11 protein-coding genes are annotated in these 18,240 nt (G+C 70.2%); 5 read left to right on the top strand and 6 right to left on the bottom strand.

Features of this window, described 5'->3' with window-relative positions:
• Positions 1–70: 70 nt before the first annotated feature.
• Both AB0G15_RS16980 and AB0G15_RS16975 read right to left on the bottom strand, forming a co-directional pair.
• On the bottom strand, positions 71–1,309 hold the full coding sequence (locus tag AB0G15_RS16980) for a sugar ABC transporter substrate-binding protein (protein ID WP_362840226.1): 1,239 nt from the start codon (positions 1,307–1,309) through the stop codon (positions 71–73).
• Positions 1,310–1,401: 92 nt separating this feature from the next.
• Positions 1,402–2,415: a hydroxyacid dehydrogenase gene (locus AB0G15_RS16975; RefSeq protein WP_362840223.1), complete on the bottom strand. Its 1,014-nt coding sequence runs from the start codon at positions 2,413–2,415 to the stop codon at positions 1,402–1,404.
• 253 nt (positions 2,416–2,668) lie between these two features.
• Between AB0G15_RS16975 and AB0G15_RS16970 the strand changes: the two genes are divergently transcribed.
• A complete protein-coding gene (locus tag AB0G15_RS16970; protein WP_362840220.1) occupies positions 2,669–4,564 on the top strand; it encodes a DUF2264 domain-containing protein in 1,896 nt (631 codons plus the stop codon).
• A gap of 33 nt (positions 4,565–4,597) precedes the next feature.
• On the opposite strand, the gene AB0G15_RS16965 is transcribed toward AB0G15_RS16970, so the two are convergent.
• The 3 genes from AB0G15_RS16965 to AB0G15_RS16955 form a co-directional block, all read right to left on the bottom strand.
• The gene (locus AB0G15_RS16965) at positions 4,598–5,725 is read right to left on the bottom strand and encodes a substrate-binding domain-containing protein (protein ID WP_362840217.1); all 1,128 of its coding nucleotides are present in this window, start codon (positions 5,723–5,725) and stop codon (positions 4,598–4,600) included.
• A complete protein-coding gene (locus tag AB0G15_RS16960) occupies positions 5,722–7,635 on the bottom strand; it encodes a heparinase II/III family protein (protein ID WP_362840214.1) in 1,914 nt (637 codons plus the stop codon). Before AB0G15_RS16960 ends, AB0G15_RS16965 begins: the two co-directional genes overlap by 4 nt.
• A 953-nt stretch (positions 7,636–8,588) precedes the next feature.
• Positions 8,589–8,888 carry a hypothetical protein gene (locus tag AB0G15_RS16955; protein ID WP_362840211.1) on the bottom strand — a complete coding sequence of 100 codons (300 nt, stop codon included), beginning with the start codon at positions 8,886–8,888 and terminating at the stop codon, positions 8,589–8,591.
• A gap of 215 nt (positions 8,889–9,103) precedes the next feature.
• Between AB0G15_RS16955 and AB0G15_RS16950 the strand changes: the two genes are divergently transcribed.
• The 3 genes from AB0G15_RS16950 to AB0G15_RS16940 all read left to right on the top strand — a co-directional run bounded on the left by AB0G15_RS16950 (position 9,104) and on the right by AB0G15_RS16940 (position 14,952).
• Complete coding sequence (locus tag AB0G15_RS16950; RefSeq protein ID WP_362840208.1) at positions 9,104–10,474, top strand: RICIN domain-containing protein; 1,371 nt, start codon at positions 9,104–9,106, stop codon at positions 10,472–10,474.
• Between the two features lie 1,314 nt (positions 10,475–11,788).
• Positions 11,789–12,544 carry a hypothetical protein gene (locus AB0G15_RS16945; RefSeq protein WP_362840205.1) on the top strand — a complete coding sequence of 252 codons (756 nt, stop codon included), beginning with the start codon at positions 11,789–11,791 and terminating at the stop codon, positions 12,542–12,544.
• 56 nt (positions 12,545–12,600) lie between these two features.
• Complete coding sequence (locus AB0G15_RS16940) at positions 12,601–14,952, top strand: family 43 glycosylhydrolase (protein ID WP_362840202.1); 2,352 nt, start codon at positions 12,601–12,603, stop codon at positions 14,950–14,952.
• A gap of 125 nt (positions 14,953–15,077) precedes the next feature.
• Here AB0G15_RS16940 and AB0G15_RS16935 read toward each other — a convergent pair whose 3' ends face one another.
• A complete protein-coding gene (locus tag AB0G15_RS16935; RefSeq protein WP_362840199.1) occupies positions 15,078–17,453 on the bottom strand; it encodes a beta-galactosidase in 2,376 nt (791 codons plus the stop codon).
• Here AB0G15_RS16935 and AB0G15_RS16930 point away from each other — a divergent pair.
• Positions 17,452–18,192, top strand: a complete 741-nt coding sequence (locus AB0G15_RS16930) for a GntR family transcriptional regulator (protein WP_362840197.1) — start codon at positions 17,452–17,454, stop codon at positions 18,190–18,192. The genes AB0G15_RS16935 and AB0G15_RS16930 overlap by 2 nt on opposite strands.
• Positions 18,193–18,240: the final 48 nt, after the last annotated feature.

Raw genomic sequence — 18,240 nt, 5'->3', positions numbered from 1 at the left:
GGTCGTCCTTCGTGACTCCTTCGCAGACCAGGTGGACGGGCGGCGGGCCGCGGAGCCCGCCGCGGCCGCCCTAGTTGAGGACCTCGTTCTTGACGCGCTCGTTCATCGAGCGGATGCCGTCGGCGGCCGACTTCTCACCGACCATGATCAACTGATGCTCCTCGTTGAGGATGGTGTCGACGTCGGAGCTCTTGTCGCTCACCGGCATCTCCAGCACGACCTTGCCGGGCTCGAACGCCTTCTTCGACAGCTCGTCCGACGGCATGCCCTCGAGCTTGAAGTAGGCTTCCGTGATCGCCGGATCCTGCAGCGCCGGCACCACGCCCACCTGGGCGATCGCCTCCGCGCCCGCCCTGCCGGCGGCGAACTGGACGAACTTCTTGGCGAGGTCGGCGGACTTGCTCCGCTTGTTCACCGCGAACCCCGTCGGGGAACCGAAGGTGACGGCCTCGCCGGAGCCCGCCCGCTGCGGCATCGGGGCGAGCGCCCAGTCGACCTTGCTCTCGCCCTTCTTCTTGGCCTCAAGAATGCCCGAGATGTACCAGGTACCCATGGGCATCATCGCCGCCGCGCCGGTTCCGAACACGTTCCGGTAGTCGGCCTGCTGGGCGCTCGCGGTGCCGAAGTCCATGACCGCCCCCTTCTTCTGCAGGTCCAGGGCCATCGTGTACTGGTCGGTGAAGAAGGCGTAGTCACCGCCGAGCTGGTCGCCGCCCGTCTGCGCCGCGGAGATCGCCTGGACCACCGAACGCCAGGTGTGGTGGTAGGTGCCGTGGACCTTCTTGCCGTCCTCGTCCCCGGTGAGCTGCTGGGCGTACTTGGCGTAGTCGTCCCACGTCATGGCGCCGGTGAGCTTGATGCCCGCCTTGTCGAGCAGGGTCTTGTTGTAGTACAGCAGCCAGAAGTCCTGGCGGTAGGGGAGGGCGTAGTAGGTGTTCCCGGTGTTGTAGGCCTGCAGACCCGCCAGCTTGGAGGCGTCGGCCGACGTGGCGAGATCGGTGACGTCGACGAGCTGCCCGCGGCTGGAGTAGCGCGCGTAGTCCGTCACGTTCTTTATCGTGATCACGTCCGACCTGTCGCCACCGGCGAGCATGGTGGTGACCTTGTCCTGATAGTCGTCCGCGAGGATGTCGACCGGCTTCACCTTGACGTCGGGATTCGCCTTCTCGAACGCCTGGAACAGCGCGGTGAACTCGGGGGTCTTGGCGAGGTTCCACACGGTGACGGTGAGGGTGGCGGGTCCGCCGCCGCCCTCGGCGGGCTCGCCGGAGCCGCCGCACGCGGCGAGCACGAGCGCGATGGCGGACACCCCCGCGACTTTCACGACGTGGCGCCGCGTTCGATTCCTGGGGGGCGGAACGGGGTTGAACATCGGTCTGTTTCCTTTCCCTGAGGCCGGGCTCAGGCGCTCACGGCGAACTCGTCGGCCGTCACCACCGCGCGCGGCGGCCGGCCGGACAGGTAGCGTTCGAGCTCGTCGAGGGCGCTGTCGCTCATTCGCCGGGTCTCCGATCCCAGGGATCCGGCGATGTGGGGGGTGATCATGACGTTGGGAAGGTCGTACAGGAGCGAGTTCGCGGGCAACGGCTCCGGGTCGGTCACGTCGAGAATCGCGTCCAGGCGTCCCCTCGCGCACTCGGTCTCCAGGGCCGCGGTGTCCAGGACGGTGCCGCGCGCCGTGTTGATGACGGTCGTGCCGTCTTTCAGCAGGGCGAGTTCCGGCGCCCCGATGAGGTGACGGGTGGAGGGAAGCTCCGGGACGTGCAGGGTGAGCACGTCGCAGCGCGGCAGCAGGTCGGTCAGACCGACCAGCCGGCCGCCCGCCTCACCGACCTTGGCGGCGTCGGCGTACGGGTCGTACACCAGTGTGTCCACGTCCAGGCTGCGCAGCCTTTCGACGACCCGGCGGCCCACCCGCGAGAAGCCGACGACGCCGATCGTGCGCCCGCGGTTGGACAGCTCGCCCCGCCGTTCCAGGTAGGACCAGTCGTCGCGATGCCTGCGCGCGTCCTGGGCCAGGAACGGAGCCTTCTTGCCCGCGAAGATGATCGCGGCGAGGGTGAACTCGGCGACCGAGACGGCGTTCTCGTCCGCCGCGCTGGTCACCAGCAGCCCGCGCCGCCAGACCTCGTCGGTGACGAACGGGCGCACCGTCCCCGCGCAGTGGAAGATCGCCCGAAGCTCCGGCGCGCAGTCCAGCCGCTCCTTGGTGAGCGGAGGACAGCCCCACGAGGTCACGAGCACCTCGACCTCGCGCAGCCGGCGGCGCACGAGCGGATCGTCGAGGTCCGCCGTCGCCACGGGGTCGGTGAGCTCGACGAGATCGCGCAACCGCCGCAGCTGTGGCTCCTGGAACTGCACGTCGACGTACACCGGATCCATCACCAGCAGAGCCTGTGATCGTCGGTCTCTCACCCCGGTCCTCTCGCCAGCCAGCGCTTGCCAGTGCCGCCGATCATGACCGATCGTTTCAATCAGGTCAATAGATTGTTAACGCTAATATGATCGTTACTGATCAATACGATCATCCGAGGACTCCGGGTGCCGTCAACGACGATCAGTGTGAACGCTTTTGATTCCTCGCTGCTCGACGTGTTCGCCGGGACGGTGCCGGCATCGCGGGGTTTCGTTCGGAGTCACGACAGTCGGAGTCACGACAGGAGGCCTGATGCGCTGGCTGCGGGAATTGGACGACCGACGGCTCTCGCCCTACACCGGCTGGACCAGGGATCACTGGGCCGCCCTGGCCGACCGCCTGCTGCTGTCCGCACGGCGGTACGCCTCCCCCTCGCACGCGCGGATCTCCTTTCCCGGCGAGCCGGGCGGGTACGGGCCGGACGTCGACGCGCTGGAGGGGTTCGCCCGGACATTCCTGGCCGCGGGGTTCCGGGTGGCGGGGGAGGGCGGCCGTGACCCGCACGGCTACCTGGAGTGGTACGCGCGCGGCCTGGCGGCCGGGACCGACCCGGCCTCTCCCGAGCGCTGGGTGAGGCTGGAGGAGCACGACCAGGCCAAGGTCGAGGCCGCCTCCATCGCACTGGTGCTGCACCTCACCCGCCCGTGGCTGTGGGACCGCCTCGACGACGGTGTGCGCGAGCGGGTGATCGGCTACCTGGCCCCGGCGGTCGGCGCCGCGTACCCGCCGATCAACTGGATCTGGTTCCAGCTCGTGGTCGAGCGGTTCCTCGCCTCGGTGGGCGGCCCGTCCTCGCGCCAGGACGTCGAGGCCGGGCTCGCGCTCACCGACGGGTTCGTCCGGGAGGAGGGCTGGTACTCCGACGGCGAGCGGCGCGGCTACGACCACTACGTCGGCTGGGCCCTCCATTTCTATCCGCTGCTGTGGACCGAGATGGCGGCCGGCGACCCGGCCGCCGACACCCGCCGTGCCGCCTACCTGTCCCGGTTCACGCGCTACCTTCACGACGCCGTCCACTTGGTGGGCGCGGACGGCTCTCCGCTCATCCAGGGCCGCAGCCTCACCTACCGGTTCGCGGCCGCCGCCCAGTTCTGGGCGGGAGCGCGGGCCGGTGTCGCGACTCCCGCGCCGGGTCTCCTGCGCCGCGCCGCCTCCGGCATCGCCCGCCACTTCGCCGAGCACGGCAGCCCCGACGACGACGGACTCCTGACGCTCGGCTGGCACGGCCCCTGGCGGCCGATCGCCCAGTCGTACTCCGGCACCGGCTCCCCCTACTGGGCCGCCAAAGGCCTGTACGGACTGGCGCTGCCCGCCGATCACCCCGTGTGGACCTCGGTCGAGGAGCCGCTGCCGGTCGAGCGGGAGGACTTCCAGCTCGTGATCCGATCACCGGGCTGGCTGGTCTCCGGCACCCGCGCCGACGGCGTCGTGCGCGTCGTCAACCACGGCACCGACCACGCCACGCCCGGCGACCACCGCACGGACTCGCCGCTGTACGCCCGCCTCGGATACTCCAGCGCCACCTCGCCCATCCTGGCCGGCCCGCACGCCGACGACCCTCTCGACCAGTCGGTCACGCTTCTGGACCCCGACGGCCGGCCCAGCCATCGCACCGGCTTCGAGACCCTCCTCGTGGACCGCCTGCCGACGGGCACCGCCGTCGGCGCCTCCCGCTGGCGGGCCCACTGGGTGGACCCGGACCCGGAAACCGCCGACCACGGCTACGGCCGGTCGGGCACCGCCGTCCTGGGGCCCTGGATCACCGTCCTGTCGGCGTTGCGAGGCACCTGGGAGGTTCGTCTGGTCCTCGTCCTCCCCACGTGCGAGGCCCCCCTCCGCCTGGGCGGCTGGCCCGTCCCCGCCACTCCGTCGTCCCGCCTGATCTCGCGCATCGTCCCCGGCCCCGGCCTCGACCTGTCCGACGTGACGCTCGCCGAGAACGCCACCCCGCTGTCGGGCCGGACCCTCGTTCCCTGGTGCGGAACCAGCGCGGCCGCCGAGCCGCGCAGATGGTACGAAGCCCGCATTCACCTCGGTTCGAGCGTGCCCTCGGCCCCGCCGGAGATCGGCTGGGCGAACGCGGCCGCCCGGATCGTCTGGCCGGACGGCGCCGAGGACACCCTGGATCCCGCGTCCCTTCTGCCGTGAACGGCCCACCCTCAGGACGAGGAGGAGCGCACGTCAGGACGAGGAGGAGCGCACGACCAGCCGGGGCTCGATGACCACGCGATGCGTCGGCCGATGCGGGTCCTGATCCGTCAGGCGAGCCCACAGCAGGCCGAACGCCGCCCGCCCGATCGCCTTCCTGGGCGGGCGGACCGCCGTCAGCGGCGGATCGCACAGCTCCGCGACCTCGTCGTCGTAGGTGACCACGGCCAGGTCCGCGGGCACCCGGACGCCCCTCTCCTGACACCGCTCCACGAGGCTGATCGCCTCCGGGTCGGAGTGGACCAGCAGCGCGGTGGTGCCCGTGCCGAGGCACGAACCGAGGATCTGGTCCATGACCTCGTTCCACTCGGGGTTGCGCTGGTCGACGGTGGTGAGGTCCGGGGTGCCGTCGAGTTCCAGACCGAGCTCCTGGCAGGCCTGCCGCCATCCGCGCCGCACGTGCGGCGTCGTCGGGCTGTGCAGGGTCGTGACCACCCCGATCCGCCGGTGTCCCAGCGCCGCCAGGTGGCGCACGGCCATGGCCGCGCCCAGCGCGTGGTCGCTGATGACGGACTCCATGGTCTCCTCGTACGGCCCGACGGCGGCGGCCCGCTCGATGAGCACGACCGGCACCGGCGCCTGCCGCAACCAGCGCACCAGTTCCTCGCCGTCGTCACCGGTGGTGGTCGGCGCGACCAGGAGCCCGTCCACGCCGACAAGGTCCATCAGCCCTGACAACTGCCGCCGCTCGTCGGCGGCCTGGTAGGTGGCGCCGCGCAGCACGACCCTGGCTCCGGCCGCCGCGGCGGCCTCGCGGACACTGCGGATCACCTCCGGCCAGTAGTAGTCGAGCGACGGCACGACCATCCCGATCGTGAGCCGCCGTCCGTCGCCGGCGCCCTCCTCGGCGACCGGCCGGGGCGAGACCTCCTCGCCGGACTCGCCGGCGGGGGCGCCACCGTGCGGCATGGCCCCGCCCCGAACCCGCCGGATCAGCCCTTGCGAGGCGAGGAGCGCGATGTCACGGCGGACGGTGATGACCGAGACGTCCAGCTCCTCGGCCAGGTCGGCGACCCGGACGGAGCCACGCCGCCGCAGCAGCTCGACCACCCGGGTGCGGCGCTCGTCGGGCAGCGAGGCCGATGAGCCGGACAGGGTCATGGCCGCACCTCCACGCGTACCAGGAGCGATCCGCTCGCGGTGCCGGGCAGCTCCAGCCGCAACCGGGTCAGCCGGTCGCCCCACACCGCGACGAGCAGGGGATCGTCCAGCTCGCGTTCGGTCAGCGACCCGGCGGCGTGCTCCGGATCCCAGGAGAGGACCGCGGCCCGGCCCCCGCCTGGCGGCCGTATCGTCACCTGCCCCGGCGCCTCCTGCCGCACCCGACCGGACAGCAGGAACCGCACCTCGCTGGGCGGGCCCGCGTCGGTGAAGGCCCAGGAGTCCTCGATCGTCACGCCGCCGGTCTCCCGGTCCAGCCTGGCCGTGCGCCACCACCGCTCAAGCCCGTCCACGGGGTAGGCGCCCGCGAGGTCGATCCTCATCTGGAAGGCGTCCGGCTCGTCGGCCACCGTGACGTCCCCGGCCGCGAAGGACGCGCCCTGCCCCTGCGGGGTGCCGCGCACCTCGGGCACGCTGTGCCAGCCACTCCGCATCGTCCAGATCGCGTACCGGTCGGGTCCGAACGTCCGCGCCGTGTACGTGGGCCGCCCCGCGTCGACCACGGCGGGTGTCCCGTCGACGGCGACGATCACCGAGCCGACGTCGTTGTGGTTGTGGTTCTCGTCGTTGTGGCCGCCCTTGACCGCGAGGGCGAGACCCCGCTCGGTGCCGCGGGCGACGCGGGCGACGCCCACCTGCGTGCCGGGCAGCCATGCCGAGGCCACCAGCGGCGGTTCGGCCGGGCCGGCCTCCAGCCAGGTGACGTCGGCCAGCTCGCTCAGTGCCCGTCCCAGCTCGGCGGCGGGGGCGACGGTCCCGGCGCGGTGGGCGGCGGCGTGCCGCATCCCGTCGGGATCACCGATCCGCCGCGCCCAGCGGTGCGGCACGTGCCAGGGCTGCTCGGCGGGCGGCAGCGCGCGGGCGTCGGCGAAGTTCACGTACCACGCCCCGCCCAGATGCATCCGGTGGGGGAACCGCACCGTCTCGCGCACCACCGGCACGTCGGCCGCCCCCAGCTCCCCGGACGTGGCGTACTCCAGCACGTCGAGCGCTTCCAGGGCGCGGCAGGCACCGTTCCACCAGTACTCGTAGCCCTCGTCCACCGACCCGTCGCCGGGCAGCGCCGCCAGGTAGCGGTCGAGGCCCTCGATCGCCAGCGCGACCTGCCGGGCCCGCTCCGCTCCCGGCTCGGCCAGGCGCAGCGCGGCGACGAGCACGTTGCCGCAGATCCACGGGCACCAGTTGTGCACACGGCCGTCCAGCCCCAGCCAGTGCCAGTCGCGCCGCCGGGTGAACGGCTCCAGAACCCGCCACCGCACCTCGGCGCGCAGGCGGTCACGCAGCCCGGGGAATCGCTCGTCCAGCCGCTCGCCGAGCAGGTGGTCCGCCCAGGCGAGCTGGGCGGCCACGTCACCGGCACCGAGATCCAGGCAGGGGGTGGCCGGGTCGGGCAGCACGGTGCCCCGCGACCGGCAGGACTCCTCATGGGCGGGCCAGCACCACGAGCTCTGTTCGCACACCAGCACGAGCCCGTCGGCGGCCTCGGCCAGCCACTCGTCCGACCCGTCCGCCGCGGCCATGAGCACGGCTCGGGTGAGCCGCTCCTGGCGCGCGAACACGCCGCCCTCGTAGACCGTGCGGTCGCCGTCCTGAAAATATCTGGCGTACTGCGTGGCGAGCGGCTGCGCCCACGGCGACCCGCGCTCGGCCTCCGCCCGCTCCCGCACGCGCTCCAGCGCCCGCAGCGGCGGCCCACCGCTCAGGGAGGGCAGGGGCAGCGCACGGCCGGGATGCGCCAGGACGTCGATCAGCGCATCCGGCGAGGCGGTCGCCCCCCACCTGCCGAGCAGCGGGCCTGGGACGACGCTCTCCGCGAGCCGAACAGGGGGGCCGGTCGCCGTACTGGTCATACTCCTCCTTAGGGCCCCTCATAGTACCGATCGGACCTGATCGAAGTTGATCCTCAGTGGCGAAGCGATCAAATCCGGCGTTTGTGCGATCATCTCAGGGGCTGCCGCGCTCGGAAATGTGCACCGATGCCGCGGCCAGGCGGACGGGCCGCTCGTGGCTCTGTCGCGGCGGTCTGCAGGCGAGGAACGACAGGGGGCGCCGGCCCGGATCCATGTGACGCCTCCGAACCGGGCGATGAGGTGAAACGCCGGCACGGCGACCTTCGGCGATGGCGGCCCTCGGAGACCGGGCACGGTCGGGCACGATCGGGCGGGCCGGGCGACAGGGAAGGCGACGCCACGCGACTCGCCGGCACGGATGCACGGGCGGCACCATCGCCGCGATTACGTGGGCGTCAACGTAATCGGACATGACTATTGGAACGCGATAACAACGCAGGTTTCAATGGGCGACGCGCGGCCCGTAACCGCGACAGGGCGGCGGGCTACGTCGACATCGCACCAGTGTGTGCGTTCACATGAGTACGGTCAATACCCGTTGTCATGGACCGCACCGGACCTTCCGGTCCGCGGCCCGAAGGCCGGCACGACGACCCCGGCCACCGGCCGCCGGGCACCGAAGCGGGTTGAACAGGCGATACGGCCGTCCGCGACCGGAGGCCGGCGCTACCCGCCATCGCCGCTGCCGCAGGATGCCGGCTGCGCGGAGATGAATTTCTCGTAGCGAGATGTTGACATCCCGCTTGTGAACCCCAACACTTTGCGGAAATGCAACGGAAACATGAATGCGACCCGATCGCCGACCCTTCATCGGGAACCAATCGCCCCATTGCCAAGCTCGCAGGGACGAGGTTTATGCATAAATGTTAGCGTTAACACTTCTTCGCGCGCCCGTTGACGTGGCCCATCGCCCCTGAGGCCTCACCGTGAGTGCGCGGCGGTGATGTCGCCCCTCACCGTCTCCTCACCGATTCCCGGAAAGTCGCCGTCTCCTCACCGATTCCCGGAAAGGACGCCCGCGGTGTCCCCACGTCAAAGATCGCCGCCACCGGCACGTGGCCGACGGCCGTGCTGAGCGGCGTCGTCCACCTCGCCGCGGTGCCGTCAGCGTCGGCGGCCATGTGTTCGGCCCATGTCATGGGCCACCTCGAAGAGTCACCGAACCGGTCCGGTGACAACCACGCCCTCCACCTGGCGGTGAGCTCCGACGGTCTCCACCGGATGCCCTTGAACCGGAACGACCCGGTCGTCACTCCTGCCGAGAGCTTGACCCAGGAATTCAGATCTAGTGATTGGACATTTCATGGCACTGATCACGGCGTCCGATGGGTACCCATCAAAACCATCGCGGAGCACCCGGCCGTCGCGCCGGTTACTGATCGCCCTTGTGGCGGCCGCGCTCGCCACAGTGACAAGCCTCGTCGTCTCCGCGCCGCCGGCCAATGCCGACACCAGGCAATTCCGAGGCATGAACTGGGCGGTGCTGGGTGACAACTTCAGCACCGGCACGCTGGTCGTGCAGGGCCTGAGTCAGTCCGACAGCAACGCGACAGTTCGGGCCAAGGCCAACTCGCTCTACGACAGCATGGAATACCTCATGGGGGTCAACACCGTCCGGCTGCCCATCAACACTCACACCGTGGCCAACACGACCTGGTGGAACGCCTACCGCGGCGCCATCGACGCCGCCACCGAGCGCGGATTCAAGGTCATCCTGGCCTACTGGGAGGACGGCGCCGCCTCCGGCGGCAGGATCACGAACCTCGCCGCGTGGAACACGATGTGGTCCAGCGTGACCAACACCTACGGCTCGAACAGCAACGTCTACTTCGAGCCGATGAACGAGCCACACGGCTACTCGTCGGCGGACTGGCGCAACGTCGCGGCGAACTGGCTCAGCTATCACACTTCGGCGGTGCCCAGCCGGGTGCTCATCGGCGGCACCGGCTTCAGCCAGGACCTGCGGGACATCTGCAACGACAGCCGCTTCAACTCGACACTGCTGTCCTTCCACTACTACGCCTTCTTCTACGGCGCCATGACCTACGACGACTTCCGAAGCCACATTCAGACGCGTCTGGGCAACTGCGCCTCCCGCGCGGTCGCGACCGAGTACGGTGCGCCGATGTCCACCGGCCTCAACTACAGCGACCCGAACAGCACCGACAACTTCGTGCGCTACATCCGCGCCATGACCCAGGTCATGCGCGACAACCAGATGGGCGGCACCTACTGGCCCGCCCTCGGCGGCAAGACGGGCACCATCGGCTACGACTGGTACTCGATGTTCGCTCTGGGCGGCAGCGGCACCACCCTCAACCTGACCACCCGCAACGGCCACGGCGCCAACCGGATCCGGTATGGCTGGGGCGACGCCGTCAGCGAACCCACCCCTTCGCCCTCACCGTCGCCCTCGCCGGAAACGTTCTACCGGATCGACGCACGCCACAGCGGCAAGGCCATGGACATCCAGCAAGCGAGCACCGCCAACGGCGCGCGCGTCGGCCAGTACACCTACGGCGGCAACGCGTGGCAGCAGTGGAAGTTCCAGGACGCCGGCGGCGGCTACTGGCGCATCGTCAGCCGCCACAGCGGAAAGTGCCTCGACGTGGTGAGCGCTTCGACCGCCGACGGTGCCGAGATCGTCCAGTACACCTGCGGCACCGGCAACAACCAGCAGTTCCAGATGGTCGCCAACGGCGGCTACTTCCAGCTCCGGGCACGACACAGCGGCAAATGCGTGGACGTACCGGCCGCGTCGACCGCGAACGGCGCGATCCTCAAGCAGTACTCGTGCAACACCGGCACCAACCAGCAGTGGTCGCGCACGGCCGTCTGACGGTCGTCTCGACGTGACCGCGGATCCGCGGTAAGCCCTGCCCCCGGTGCCGATCACATGCCGTGTGCTCGGTACCGGGGGAGGGGGATCGCCGTGGTGCCGGTTGGTGGCGCGTTCGCGCGATCTTCTGGTTCGGGGTGCGGTGGTGCGCCGCTCAGGACGTGCAGACAGTAGTGGTCGCCGCGGCGGACGAAGGTGGGCACCTCGATGGCGCCGCCCCGGCCGCCGATGTTGTTAGCGTTAAAACTCCTCTGTGTAACCAGCGGTTCACGGTGTTGGGAGGAGATCGATTCTTGGTGTTGACGCCGGCATCGCCTTCGTCAGGGGGGTGTGCGGCTCTTCCGGGATGACATGAAGGACGCGCGGCGCCGTCATGGTCATCCAGCGTGACCGCGGGCTTCCCGGTAGCCGGGAAGGCGGCTTCCCCCTCCGTCACGCCATCGTCACGCCGACGTGCTCGTCAAGACCGGGACCTGCGGGCGCGCCGACGCGTTGCCCGGCCGCGTCGCCGACGTCATGGAAGTCCCGTCGTGCGCCCGTCGCGGGACGGGCGTCACCGAAGATCGCCCACCATGACGCGGCCCATGCTGTGAAACTTTCACCGAATCGGTGCCGAGGCGCGACGACGGCGAGCGAGGGGACGGGGCGGGATGCGCGATCGAGCTCTCGGAGCGCCGCGCGTACTGGCGTACGGTTTCGCCGTGCCGCCGGTGTTCGTCGACCTTCAGGCCCGTTCTCTCGTAAACGTTTCCATCATGATCTGACCGGTCGTGGGAGCCCAGGGGCGGCGATCCTGCGCGAGCCGTCCGCGCGCAGCGGCGGTCCCGGACGGCCGGCCGGACACCGGGCCCGGTGCCCGACCTCGTCAACCGGCGGCACGGACCCCGGCCCTGGCGCATGAAACGTTCAGGGTGCACCTATCGGCCCGGCTGGCCGGTGGTGACTTTCACCGCGAGGCCGACGACGGATGTTGACAGCGGCTCACCTCTTGTGGTTAAACCGCTTTAACAATCTGCACTCCTCGCTGCAACGAAGACGGAACAAGTACAGGCTCGCCCCACCCTGTTCCTCCATCCTGGGATCGCGTCCGGCACTGCTGGAGCGCCGGTCGCGACTCATACGGCAGGGACTGTCTGTCCGTGAACCATTCACACCCCCCAGTGATCAGTTCGGAACGAGCCGGCATGCCGGCTTCGCCGATGTCAGAAGGCATTTCCGACATCGCCGCGTACCCGGGGAGGCCCTTCTCCATCCGGCCTGCCCGGTCGTCCGCCTTCGCACGCTCATCCTGATCACCCGGTCAAGGAGATCTCGATGCATCTCACACAACGGTGGCGAGGTCTTCGCCGGGTCGCCGCCTCGGCGATCCTGGTCATGGTGGCCGCGGTCATGCCCGGCACGACCGCGGCGAGCGGCGCGACCGCCGCAAGCGTCTACCACGTGGCCCCGAACGGCAGCGACAGCGCGGCGGGGACCCAGGCCGCTCCGTGGGCCTCGATCGCCCGGGCGCAGGCGGCCGCCCAGCCCGGGGACACGGTCTACCTTCGGGGTGGCACCTACGCCTACACCCGCGCGAACAGCGGCTGCGCCGGTCAGACGGCCCGGGTCGACGCGATCACCCTGGACAAGAGCGGCGCCTTCGGTAATCCGATCCGCTACGGGGCCTATCCCGGGGAGAAGCCGGTCTTCGACTTCTCCCGCATGACGGACAACTGCCGGATCAAGGGGTTCGGCGTCACCGGCAGCCACCTCCACCTCAAGGGGCTGGAGGTCAGGGGCGTGCCGCAGAACAACACCCTGAACGCCGAGTCCTGGGGGATCTGGGTCTCGGGTGACAACAACGTCTTCGTCCGGGCGCAACGGGTACATGCCGGGAACGACGACGCCTTCCGGCAACGGCGTCGGTTTCAAGGTGGGGGGCTTCGGCGCCGAGTACGACTCCGGCGCGGTTCGGACTCGCAGTTCCAGAGCGTGTCGACCTCCGGCTGGGACGCGCCCCGCCAGGGCGACGGCAGCCTGCCCGTGCCGCCCCGTCTCCGCAACATCGACCACCTCGACGTCAACGGCTGAGCGTGCACAGCGCCGACGCCACGATGATGAACGAAAGGCACACCATGATGCGCACCGTGAGTGAGGCATTGAAACGGGGAGGGTTGGTCGCCGCGGCGTTGCTGTTCATGTCGGCGGCGGCACCCGGTGGTATCGCCGCGGCGGCCGAACCCCAGGCAGCACCCCAGGCAGCCGCGGCTCCCTCCGGCCACGTCTCCGGTCACTCCGCCGCGGACTACACCGCTGAGTCGTGGGCGTCCTTCTCCTCGGCCAGGAACGAGACGGCGGCGCTCACGCGAGGGGGAAGTGAGGACGCGACCGCACGCGCGAAGCTCCAGAGCGCCGCTGACGGCCTGGTGATGGTTCGCGGCCTCAAAAAGCTGGTCGCGGACTACCGGACCCGCTCCGCGAGCGGGTACACCGGCGCCTCCTGGGCACCCTTCGCCAAGGCGTTGACCACCGCGACCGGTGTCGCCGCCGACGCCTCGGCGACCGCCTCGGAGGTCGCCGCCGCGAAGACGGCGCTGGTGACCGCCGCCGGTGATCTGGAGGCCGCCGACGAGGGGACGTTCCAGACCATCACCAACGACACCTTCTGGAACGACACCAGCGGCAACCCCATCTACTCCCAAGGCGGGGGCGTCTTCAAGTTCGGCGACACCTACTACTGGTACGGCGTGCACTACACGGGCGCCGAGCTCTACCGGGCCGATCCCACGAGGAAGTACGACGGCGACGTCTCGTTCGTGTCGATCCCGGTGTACTCGTCGAAGGACCTGGTGAACTGGAAGTTCGAGAACCGCGTCGCCACCCGTTCCACGGGTCTCGGCGGCGGGGCCAACCTCGGCCAGGCGGGCTGGGTGGGACGTCTTGGCGTCTCCTACAACGAGAACACCGGCAAGTACGTGCTCCTCGTGCAGGCGTACCTCCCGTCGATGGGCGGTGACGGGGTTCTGATCCTCCAGGGCGACTCGCCCACCGACACCTTCGACTACGCCCACTTCCAGACCCAGATCGTCAACTCTCCCACGACGGGCACCGGAGACCAGACCGTCTTCACCGACGACGACGGCAAGGACTACCTGATCTTCTCCAACCGGGAGGGACGCTCCCGCGCCTTCGTCGCCAAGCTGAGGGAGTCCGACTCGCTGCGGGTGGAGCCCGCGGTGCAGATCGGCCAGAACTCCGCCGGGCGCGAGGGCAACGCCATGTTCAAGCTCGACGGCAAGTACTACCACGCGTCGTCGGACCTGCACGGCTGGAACACCTCTGTCACCCACGTCCTGGAGTCGACCACCGACAACATCCAGGGCGCCTACACCGGCGAGTACACGCTCGCGGGCACCGAGATGGACTACAGCCACGTGACCCAGACCGGGTTCTTCGTCACCGTCAAGGGAACCAAGCAGAACACGGTGATCTTCGCGGGGGACCGCTGGGCCGACTTCGCCTGGAACGGCATCGGTTACAACCAGTGGATGCCGGTGACCAGGACCGGCGCCCGGCCGCAGTTCCACTCCGTGAGCCAGTGGCAGTTCAACGCCACGACCGGAGAGTGGCGTGTCGGGCCCGCGAACAACTACATTCTCAACCCCGCCTTCCAGGCCGACCGCATCATCGTCCCCCAGGTGCAGGGATGGACGAACTTCCGCGAGTCCGGGCCGAGCTCGATCGTGACCAACGCCAACGGCGGTGCCAACGGATCTCGCTTCGCGCTGCAGATCGGGGCCTCGCAGGCCTACGCCGGTGGCGTGCGGCAGCAGATCACCGTACCGGCCGGCGCCTACAGGCTGTCGCTGTTCGCCAGGACCACCGGTTCGCTCAGCACCGCGCAGGTGACGGTCACCGACGCCGGCGGTAACTCGCGCACGCTCAACATCCCGGCCTCGAGCGGCTGGACCCGGCGCGAACTCGCCGGCATCCAGCTGCCGGCCGGTACCGCCACCGTCACCGTCCGGGCGGCGAGCGGCAACGGACACCTCTTCGCCGACGACCTCGCACTCGTCAGGACCTCCGGCGACACGCCGTCGGAGCGGCGTTACGAGGCGGAGACCGCGCCGGCGGTGTGCCAGGGCACGATCGACTCCAACCAGGCCGGCTTCTCCGGCAGCGGGTTCTGCAACGGCAACGCCGCCGTCGGGGCTTACGCCCAGTTCACGGTGAACGCCTCGGCGGCCGGCACGGCGACGCTCGGGATCCGCTTCGCCAACGGCGCCGGCAGCGGCAGCGCACGGCCGGCGAACCTGATCGTCAACGGATCCACGGTGGGGACGGTCCCGTTCGGATCCACCGGGACCTGGACGGCTTGGTCCACCGAGGCGCTGACCGTCTCCCTGAACGCCGGCGGCAACACCGTCCGGCTGGACCCGACCACGGCGGCCGGACTGCCCAACATCGACCACCTCGACGTCAACGCCGCGGCCGGCTAGCCACAGCCGGCCGCCGCGGGTCACGACGCCGGTGAGAGCCGGTGGGGCCTGGGGAGCGGGCGGGTCTTTCCGCGGGAAGGCCCGCCCGTCTCACGCGCGGGCAGGACCTTGACCAAGGATGCCCATCATGCCCGCGCCGCGGTGAGGACGGTGCGTGTCACCGGGACCAGCGTGGCCGAGCGCAGTTCCACCAGCCCGCCGGGGCCGACATCCCGGCGGACCTCGGGGGAGAGGTAGACGGGTGCGTCCGGCCCCAGCGGCAACAGCCGCAGTTCCAGGCCGTGCTGGACGACCTCGTCGCGGAAGCGGCGCAGGCCGATCTCCCACACGGGGCCGTACCAGAACTGGTCGGCCACGAGCCGTCCGCCGACATAGGCGCGGCCGACGTCGCCGGTCCAGTCCAGGCGCAGGAGCAGTTCCTCGTCGCCGTCGAACGCCTCCTCGGGGACGGTGAGGTGATACAGGGCGGCGTTGTCGAAGTCCGCGTCCACCGGCGCGGACGCGCGCCCGGTCGCCTCGTCGATCACCGGTGCCCGTGGCGGGCCGGCCTTGGCGAGGTGGGTGACCTCGACCGGGGCCGGCGGGCGGGTCCTGCCCGTTCCCAGGGGAACGTCCAGAGGCGGGAAAACCCGGAGGGGGGCGTCACCGTACACGACCAGACGGTCACCGTCGGGCACCACGGGACTGTCGCACACCACCAGCCGGTCCTGGCCCGCGACGTGCGCGCGGACCGCCGCCAGCGCCGTTTCCTCGTCGAGGACCAGGACGCGCGTGATCGCCCCGCCCGGCGTGGTGACCCGCAGCAGGCAGTCGAGGCCGGGGACGAGAGCCGACAGGACGACGTCGTCACCGAGGCGGGCCGCCGTCGCGGGGCCGTCGACGGAGGTGACCGTCGCCGCGTCCAGTGCCAGCTCGACCGGCAGGCCCGCCGTCTGCGTCAGCACGAGCACCGGCTCCGGACCGTCCAGGACGCAGACCACCTGCGCGCTGGCCCAGCGCAGCAGAGCGCCGCCGAGGGGCCGGTTCAGCGGCCACGCGAAGTAGCCGCCGGAGGGAATCGACACCGGCCGCGACGGCACGAGCAGTTCCCGGCCGCCGATCGTGATCGCGAACCGGACGTCATCGTGCGCGGGCAACGTCTCGACCGGCTGGTGGTTGTTGACGAACAGGAAACCGGATTTCCCGTCGGAGCGCACCGCCCAGCGCAGTGACGTGCGGTCGGCGGTGTCGGACGGCGCGTCATCCGGCATGACCAGGCTCATCGTCGCCAGGGCGGCCCCGTCGGTGGCCAGCCACAGGTGCTGCAGGCGCAGGTGCCGGTAGGAGTCGCGGAACTGGCCGTACTCGCCGAGGGGGGCCTGGAAGTCGTAGTTCACCACCGGGCAGTCGTTGGGATAGCCCGTGGCGTGCGACTCCTGCAGCGTCGACAGCTCACCGATCTTCTGCGAGGCGCCGTGGTAGAGGTAGTAGCCCTGCCACGAGGAACCGCTGCCCAGCTTCACCATGGCGAGCGCCGCCAGATCACGGGCCGCGACGATCGCGCGCCGGTGGTAGGAGGTGTACATGCCGCCGCCCAGCTCGCAGGTGGCGAACGGGTAGTCGGCCAGGTGCTCCTCCCCGCCGGGCGCCGAAGCGGGCCGGCCCGTGGCCTCTCCGGGAGCGGTGCCCGTCTCACGCAGGTCGGCCCCGATGGAGTCGTCGTCCCGGCCGGGCCCGAAGAAGTAGTGCGCCCGGCTCTGGGCGGGCCATCCGTCGTGCGCGGTGTCCCACGCCGCCTCCGAGTAGCCGCCGAAGACGGGCAGCACCTCACCGGGCGGCAGCTGGGCGTGCCCCCATCCGGTCGCCGTCCACAAGGGAGCGTCGATGCCGCACTCCCCGGCGAGCCGCTTGATCGTCAGGAGATGACCGGGCTGGTCGTACAGCTCGTTCTCCACCTGGACCGCGACGATCGGCCCGCCGCCGGCGCGGGTGAGCCCCCGAAGCTGAGCACCGATCTGCTCGAGCCAAGGACGGACCAGGGCGAGATAACGGGGGTCGTCGGTACGCGGCTCGCAGTCGGCCGCCATCAGCCAGTCGGGAAAGCCGCCGTAACGGGACTCACCGTGTCCCCAGGGCCCGATGCGCACCACCACGTCGAGCCCCACCTCCGAGCACAGCTGGATGAATCGGCGCAGATCGCGGTCGCCGCTCCAGAGACAACGGCCACGCACCTCCTCGTGGATGTTCCAGAAGACGTACGCGGCGACGACGCCCACCCCGCCGGCCCGCATCTTCAGCAGCTCCTCCCGCCACTCGGCGGCGGGGTAGCGGCTGAAGTGGTATTCGCCCATGACGGGGAACCAGGGCACCCCACCCCTGCTCAGGTGACGGGAGTTCACCGTGATGGCATCCGGCCGGCCAGGCTCGTCGCCCATCGCCAGATGTCCCGTACGAGGTGGCCCGAAGTGTTCCGGAACGCTGAGCCGCAGCACCGCCCCCACCGTCTCCCCGCCAGATGTCATGGTCAAACAGTACGTCCGCACGGGAGCCCACGACCGGGTGGTCGTCAGCCTGGGCACGTCCATCGTCAGCGGGCAACTGTCGCCTGACGACGATCTCGATGTCGCCGCCCTGCAGGAGCGGTTCGGCGTGAGCCGCACCGCCGCCCGCGAGGCGCTCCGCGTCCTGGCCGCCAAGGGCCTGGTCGGCGCATGCCCAAGGCGCGGCACCTTCGTCGCCCCCCGCACCGAGTGGGCGCTCCTGGACGCCGACGTCCTGCGCCGGCGCTTCGCCCACCGGGTCGACGACGCCTTCCTCGACGAGCTCGGCGAGGTCAGCCTCACCGCGGAACCCACCGTGGCCCGTCTGGCCGCCGAGCGGCGTACCGACAGGGACCTCGCCGACCTTGACGACATGACCCCGGGCAGCCAATCAGGGCGGCTCGCGAGCAGTGATCGTTGTCGTCGTGGCCACTTTCCGAACGGTGCCAGTTTCACATCTAAACCATCATCGATCACCATTGTCACCGAGAATAAATCACGTGAACAAAGCGATGATGAGAACAGGATTGGTGATCGTCGGACTGGTTGCCGCGGGTTTAAGCGGATACCTCGTACTTCAGGGCTGGACGACGGCGGCCGTGCCCGCTGGTGTGATCGCGGCGTTCTGCGAACTGGGAGCCCTCTCGATCGCGCTCACCACGCGCCGCAGCGCCGTACCGGCGTCCGAAACAACCCCGCCGGCGAAGACCCGAACGCCTGAACCCGCTGTACCTCCGGCCCCGGCTGTCTACTCGGTCTACGCGCCCAA

Origin of the sequence: Streptosporangium sp. NPDC023825, assembly GCF_040639575.1 — a bacterium.
GTDB lineage: Bacteria > Actinomycetota > Actinomycetes > Streptosporangiales > Streptosporangiaceae > Streptosporangium.
The sequence above is the reverse complement of the archived record's forward strand: the minus strand, read 5'-3'. Positions and strand labels throughout refer to the sequence as shown.

Coding starts and splice junctions, on each gene's coding strand:
- AB0G15_RS16970 (WP_362840220.1), top strand. CDS start 2,669: ATGCGCTGGCTGCGGGAATTGGACGACCGACGGCTCTCGCCCTACACC.
- AB0G15_RS16965 (WP_362840217.1), bottom strand. CDS start 5,725: ATGACCCTGTCCGGCTCATCGGCCTCGCTGCCCGACGAGCGCCGCACC.
- AB0G15_RS16960 (WP_362840214.1), bottom strand. CDS start 7,635: ATGACCAGTACGGCGACCGGCCCCCCTGTTCGGCTCGCGGAGAGCGTC.
- AB0G15_RS16950 (WP_362840208.1), top strand. CDS start 9,104: ATGAACTGGGCGGTGCTGGGTGACAACTTCAGCACCGGCACGCTGGTC.
- AB0G15_RS16945 (WP_362840205.1), top strand. CDS start 11,789: ATGCATCTCACACAACGGTGGCGAGGTCTTCGCCGGGTCGCCGCCTCG.
- AB0G15_RS16930 (WP_362840197.1), top strand. CDS start 17,452: ATGGTCAAACAGTACGTCCGCACGGGAGCCCACGACCGGGTGGTCGTC.
- AB0G15_RS16935 (WP_362840199.1), bottom strand. CDS start 17,453: ATGACATCTGGCGGGGAGACGGTGGGGGCGGTGCTGCGGCTCAGCGTT.